The sequence below is a fragment of the Idiomarina sp. UBA4206 genome (assembly GCF_002383015.1).
Lineage (GTDB): Bacteria > Pseudomonadota > Gammaproteobacteria > Enterobacterales > Alteromonadaceae > Idiomarina > Idiomarina abyssalis.
This window is the reverse complement of record NZ_DFTS01000063.1, coordinates 11,801-17,399: the sequence shown is the minus strand read 5'-3', so window position 1 is coordinate 17,399 and position 5,599 is coordinate 11,801. Positions and strand designations below refer to the sequence as shown.

The 5,599-nt window shown below is 48.2% G+C and carries 7 protein-coding genes; all 7 read right to left on the bottom strand.

Features of this window, described 5'->3' with window-relative positions; all coding sequences use genetic code 11:
• A partial coding sequence (locus B3180_RS12965) for a 5'-3' exonuclease H3TH domain-containing protein (RefSeq protein ID WP_286844977.1) occupies positions 1 to 1,174 on the bottom strand: 1,174 nt, incomplete at its 3' end.
• Positions 1,175 to 1,573: 399 nt separating this feature from the next.
• Complete coding sequence (gene aroE / locus B3180_RS12960) at positions 1,574 to 2,413, bottom strand: shikimate dehydrogenase (RefSeq protein ID WP_278358513.1); 840 nt, start codon at positions 2,411 to 2,413, stop codon at positions 1,574 to 1,576.
• Positions 2,410 to 3,324 (bottom strand): oxygen-dependent coproporphyrinogen oxidase, encoded by a 915-nt coding sequence (gene hemF / locus B3180_RS12955; protein WP_278358512.1) that lies wholly within the window; start codon positions 3,322 to 3,324, stop codon positions 2,410 to 2,412. The genes aroE and hemF overlap by 4 nt, the downstream gene beginning before the upstream one ends.
• Positions 3,317 to 3,877, bottom strand: a complete 561-nt coding sequence (locus B3180_RS12950; RefSeq protein WP_222236085.1) for a Sua5/YciO/YrdC/YwlC family protein — start codon at positions 3,875 to 3,877, stop codon at positions 3,317 to 3,319. Before B3180_RS12950 ends, hemF begins: the two co-directional genes overlap by 8 nt.
• 27 nt (positions 3,878 to 3,904) lie before the next feature.
• A complete protein-coding gene (locus B3180_RS12945) occupies positions 3,905 to 4,417 on the bottom strand; it encodes a DNA topoisomerase family protein (RefSeq protein WP_278358511.1) in 513 nt (170 codons plus the stop codon).
• Positions 4,417 to 4,890, bottom strand: a complete 474-nt coding sequence (locus B3180_RS12940) for a DUF494 family protein (RefSeq protein ID WP_054488912.1) — start codon at positions 4,888 to 4,890, stop codon at positions 4,417 to 4,419. The genes B3180_RS12945 and B3180_RS12940 overlap by 1 nt, the downstream gene beginning before the upstream one ends.
• A gap of 3 nt (positions 4,891 to 4,893) precedes the next feature.
• A partial coding sequence (locus B3180_RS12935) for a DNA-processing protein DprA (RefSeq protein ID WP_286844972.1) occupies positions 4,894 to 5,599 on the bottom strand: 706 nt, incomplete at its 5' end.

Here is a 5,599-nt window from a genome sequence, read left to right as displayed (position 1 = left end):
TTGGCCAGTCGCGACCGACTTGCTCAGGGGCTTCCATATAATCATGGCCAACCGGAATATAGACCGCTTCACCCGGAGCGGCAGCTAACGACACGCCGACAAGCTCGGCCTGCATATAATTCAGGCTCGTCGTTTCGGTATCAAAAGCAAAGTAGTCACATTTCTTAAGTGAGGTTAAATAATCACTCACTTCCTCTTCCGTCATTAAAACACGGTAAGCGTCCCGGTTAATGTCGCTGACGGGCTTTTCAACTTCAGCTTTACCCAAAGCCTGGTCAGTTGCTGCCCCACTTTCCATAAGCTCACCAAGCCAACGGCGAAATTCACACCGGCTATATAACTCAGCCAGTTTTTCGCTGTCTGCCGTTTGTATGGTCAACTCTTCCGGCTGCAACTCCATAGCCACATCAAGCTTAATGGTTGCCAACTCCCGGGACATAAGCAACTGATCTTTATACTCGTTCAGTTTCGCCGGCATGGTTTTCGCGCCACGAAAGGACAGTTCGCTTACCGCATCGACATTTTCATAAATGGCATCAATGCTTGGAATTTGTTGCAACATTGCCTGTGCCGTCTTTTCGCCAACTTTTGGCAGCCCCGGAATATTATCGGAGCTATCGCCCATTAGCGCTAAATAATCAATGATCTGCTCCGGCTTCACGCCGAATTTTTTCTCTACGCCTTCAGGATCCAGCAAGGTGTCAGTCATTGTGTTAATTAGCATGACATGTTCGTTAACCAGCTGTGCCATGTCCTTGTCACCGGTACTAATTAACGTAAACCGCCCTTTTTCTCCGGCCTGTCGGGCCAAAGTGCCAATAACATCATCCGCTTCAACATCGTCAATGCATAACAGCGGCAGCCCCATTGCTTTCACAATTTCATGCAGAGGTTCAATTTGTGTGCGTAAGTCATCGGGCATTGGCGGACGGTTTGCTTTGTACTCCTGGTAAATATCGCTACGGAAGGTTTTACCTTTCGCATCGAAAACCACCGCCATATGGCTGGGTTTATAGCGTTTCAATAAGCTTCTCAGCATATTAACAACGCCATAAACAGCGCCGGTTGGCTCGCCTTTGGAATTGGTTAAGTGCGGTGGCGCATGAAAGGCGCGAAACAAATAAGAGGAACCATCGACGAGAATAAACGGATTTTCGGGAACAGATGTGGCCATAGTTAAAAACCTAAATTAAGCGTTACCTATAGGATGCCACAGAACGGTAATTCAGGCCACTGAGCAGAGTGTGTATAACCTGTTAATAAGTCTGTTAACAACGACCGATTCCACAGCCGGAAATTAAAATTTCCCCGTGTCTAAAGTTTACTTAAGTTATTGATAGTGTGGGATTTAAAACGGCAGGCATCCCTAAATGCCTAGTACTTTTTATTATTATGCTTCACTGTGGAAACTATTCTGTTTACGCCCTGAAATGGAAGGAAGTACATCGCAAACAGGTCAAACAGATTACCACAAAATCAGTAATGATCTACTGCCAAATTCCGTTTTTTTATAACCTTTTGTTCCTCATTTCTCTTTACTTATAAAAAGCAAAGAAAAACCTTTTTTAATCAACTAACTACGGTCTCGCAAATGTGCCATAACAAATGCGGTATCGGGGCGTTCTCCCCCCATCCAGAGTTGATAAGATGAGGCGGCTTGCTCAACTAACATACCAAGCCCATCGCTAACATTTTCACAGCCAGCCTGACTCAGCTGCTGCATAAATAACGTCGGCTCATCAGAGTACATTAAGTCATAACCTGAGGCTCCCTCAGCGAGTTGGGGAGGCAAAGCTAAACGCTGTCCCATTAAACTGCTGCTGGTGGCATTAACCATCAGGTCAATTGGCTCATTAATTTCCAAAGCCGATGCAAGCACCTGAATACGGTCAGCAGCTAACACACCCAAGTTTTCCAGCTGAGACTTCAGCATCAGTGCTTTATCGACAGTCCGGTTCACTAAATAGATACGGCGAGGCTGTTGCTGCAACAGCAAAGGCAATATTCCCCGGGCTGAGCCCCCCGAACCGAAAACAACAAGTGAGCGCTCACTTACTTTGAAACCTTTTTCTTTCAAGTCTTTAATTAGGCCTTCACCGTCGGTATTGTCACCCAGTAATTGACCATTTCCCGTTGCAACCAGAGTGTTGACCGCGCCAGCCTCTTGCGCTCGCTTCGTTAATTCAGTTGCGAATTCCGCGGCTTGCTGTTTAAAAGGTAGCGTGACATTTAACCCTTTCCCGCCACTGCGAAAAAATTGAGCTATGTTTCGGGAAAATCGCCCGGGAGTCGACAAGTAACGACGGTACTCAACCGGATGCTGTTGCGCTTTCGCGAACAACGAGTGAATACGCGGAGACAAACTGTGCTCAATTGGGTTTCCAAAAACCCCCAGATGAATAACTGGCTTCATAGGGCTAACCAGTTTCGTGGTTTCAGATAGTAGCTGGTAAGCTTTTCCTCGGCCGAGTCCGGATCCGGATGCCAGTCATATTCCCAACGAGCCAGCGGTGGCATCGACATCAAAATAGACTCGGTTCTGCCACCCGTTTGTAGCCCGAACAAGGTTCCGCGGTCCCAGACAAGGTTAAACTCAACATAACGTCCACGGCGATAGAGCTGGAAATCGCGCTGCTGCTGTGTGTACGTCAGGGCTTTGCGACGCTCAACAATCGGTAAGTATGCTTTGGTAAAAGCATCGCCCACCGCTTTTATTACAGCAAAGCACTCGCCAAAAGAGCGGTCATTAAGGTCGTCAAAGAAAATACCGCCCACGCCACGAGCTTCATCGCGATGTTTAAGATAGAAGTAATCGTCACACCAGGCTTTATATTCCGGATAAAGCTTTTCATCAATGCAGTCCAGAGCGTCTTTCGCCTGTTGGTGCCATTCGACGATGTCTTCTTCAAATGGATAAAAGGGTGTTAAATCAAAGCCACCGCCAAACCACCAGACCGGCTCTTCGCCTTCTTTTTGCGCAATGAAAAAACGCACATTCATATGTACCGTAGGTACCATGGGGTTTTTGGGGTGCATTACCAGAGAAACACCACAGGCATTGAAGTCTCGACCTTCCAGCTCAGGGCGGTGCGCTGTTGCCGATGCAGGCATTTTCTCACCGTAAACGTGCGAAAAACCGACGCCGCCCTGCTCAAAAACCTCGCCGTTTTTTATGATTCTGGAACGACCGCCTCCGCCGCCGGGCCGATCCCAGCTGTCTTCCTGAAAGCCTTGCTGACCATCAGCTTGCGCTAACTGCTCACAAATAGCGTCCTGCAACGACATCAGGTAGCTTTTTACCTGCTTTAAATAGTCACTATGCATCGTCTCTGACAACCTGATTATTAAATGGATTAATGATACGAGTTGGATTCGCCGCTCCACCAGTCGCTTCATCCATGATCCAGTCCACGCTGTCACCAAATTGCAGGCGCACTTCCGCTGCCGTTCTTGCCGGCTCCTGGCCTGTTAAGTTGGCACTGGTAGATACCAAAGCATGGCCAAGTGCACGGCAAAGCTCTCTGACAGGCTCATGCGCACTAACCCGCACCGCTATGGTGTCTCTGCCGCCAGTTAATAATGGCGATACACTTTTTCTTACCGGAAGAATTAAGGTGACGGGGCCCGGCCAATGAGACAAAACACTGAAACGCTTGTCCTGCGGAATAGCCGAGTCTTCAACAAAAGGAAGTAATTGGCTGTAGTCGGCAGCTATTAAAATGAGCCCCTTTTCAGCAGGTCGCTGTTTCAGGCTTAGCAATTTTTGAATAGCAACTTCATTGGTTGGATCACAGCCCAGTCCGAATACTGCTTCTGTCGGGTAGGCAATAACGCCTGTTTTTACTGCGTTATGCGCTGCTTCCCACTTATCTGCCATAATATACCCTCCTCTTAAGGAGTCAGATTATAGCGCGTCCGACTTATAGTCGCATTGCTTTTGCGGACAGACTTTTCGAATTCCTGCAGCGGACTTCTTTTTAACCAGCAGTGGGTATTGGCATTTAGGGCAGGTTTCATCAACCGGTGGTTGATTCACTGTAAACTGGCATTTGGGATACTGATCGCAGGCGTAGAATACGGTGCCGCGTCGTGATGTTTTTTGATGCAGCTGACCACTGCCGCATTCCGGACAGGTAATAGCGTTCTCTTCGTCAGCATTGGGCTCGGTCACAAACTCACAGTCGGGAAACCCGCTACAACCAACAAATAAACCATAACGGCCACTTTTTAATTGCAGCTCTTTACCACACTCCGGACAAGCAACACCAAGGCCCTCGGGTTCAATTTCAGATTGCTCGCGAAGACCTCGTTTATAGTCGCAGTCAGGGTACCCTGTGCAGCCAAGAAAGCTGTTATGTCCAACATGTTTAATGACCAGCGGTCGCTCACAACGCGGGCAGCGCTCATCTGATGACATTAATGCAAGGGCCCTTCAGCTTCCTCAAACAACAAACCTTCCATTTGGTCGTAGGCGGCTTCCTGACCGGGAACATTAAACAGAACCATCAGCACAACCCATTTCAGGTCATCCAGAGTGAAGTTCGCTGTTTCAAGTTCCATTACGCGATCAATAACCACTTCGCGGGTCGCGAAATCTAACACACCCAGATTTTCTAAATACATTAAGAAACCACGACTCTGACTATCTAACCGCGACATCTCCGCCGTTGTATAAATACGGGTAGACTGCTGCGGGGCAACATCCAGGTAAGACTTGGTTTCCATTTCTTGTAAGTCGGCCAGGCGCTCTAACCACGCCAAAGCCTTCTGGATTTCCTGGTGACGAAAACCAGCCCGTGTAAGTTCATTGGTTAACTCATCGTGATCAACCACAACTTCCATTTCGGAATGAATGTAGTTTTCAAACAAGTACATGAGGATATCAAACATACTTTAGCGCCTCCCCACTTTGATATAACCGCCTGGTACGGCTGCCACTAGCCCTTCTAATTCGAGTAACACTACTTTCTCCATGACTTCAGCAACCTCGAGTCCGGACAATTGTACCATGTCATCAATTGTTCGTGGCTCTGAACTCAGACTAGCGAACAATCGATTGTTTGCCAAGCTTTCATCAAGATATTGTCGCTCTTCTGAAACCGGTGCTTGAGCGGGGTTAATCGAAAACCACTCTAGAATATCCTGTGGTGTGTTGATTAACTTTGCCCCCTGCTGTATCAGCCAATGACACCCCTGATGCTCCGGCAACAAAACCGACCCGGGAACAGCACCGACTTCACGCCCTTCATTCAACGCGTGTATTGCCGTTGAGAGCGAACCACTTTTACGGGCGGCTTCAACCACAACAACCGCCTGACTAATACCACTAATAATACGGTTACGCCGGGGAAAATGATCTGTCCTTGCGGTTTGTCCGGGCGGAAACTCAGAAATTAACAAGCCCTGATGGGCAATGAAATCCTGCAAGGCTTTGTTTCGTCGAGGGTAGTATTGATCAATTCCGGTACCCAAAACGGCAATGGTTTTGCCTTTGTCTGCGGCAGTTTTGTGCGCCTGGGCATCAATGCCCATTGCCAGGCCGCTCACCACAACAATACCCGACGCGACCAGTTTTTCACTGATCCAGTCAGCAACCTGC

Bases quoted from the DNA above. Each gene is read 5' to 3' on its own strand.
- aroE (WP_278358513.1), bottom strand. From the start codon at position 2,413: ATGAAGCCAGTTATTCATCTGGGGGTTTTTGGAAACCCAATTGAGCAC.
- hemF (WP_278358512.1), bottom strand. From the start codon at position 3,324: ATGCATAGTGACTATTTAAAGCAGGTAAAAAGCTACCTGATGTCGTTG.
- B3180_RS12950 (WP_222236085.1), bottom strand. From the start codon at position 3,877: ATGGCAGATAAGTGGGAAGCAGCGCATAACGCAGTAAAAACAGGCGTT.
- B3180_RS12945 (WP_278358511.1), bottom strand. From the start codon at position 4,417: ATGTCATCAGATGAGCGCTGCCCGCGTTGTGAGCGACCGCTGGTCATT.
- B3180_RS12940 (WP_054488912.1), bottom strand. From the start codon at position 4,890: ATGTTTGATATCCTCATGTACTTGTTTGAAAACTACATTCATTCCGAA.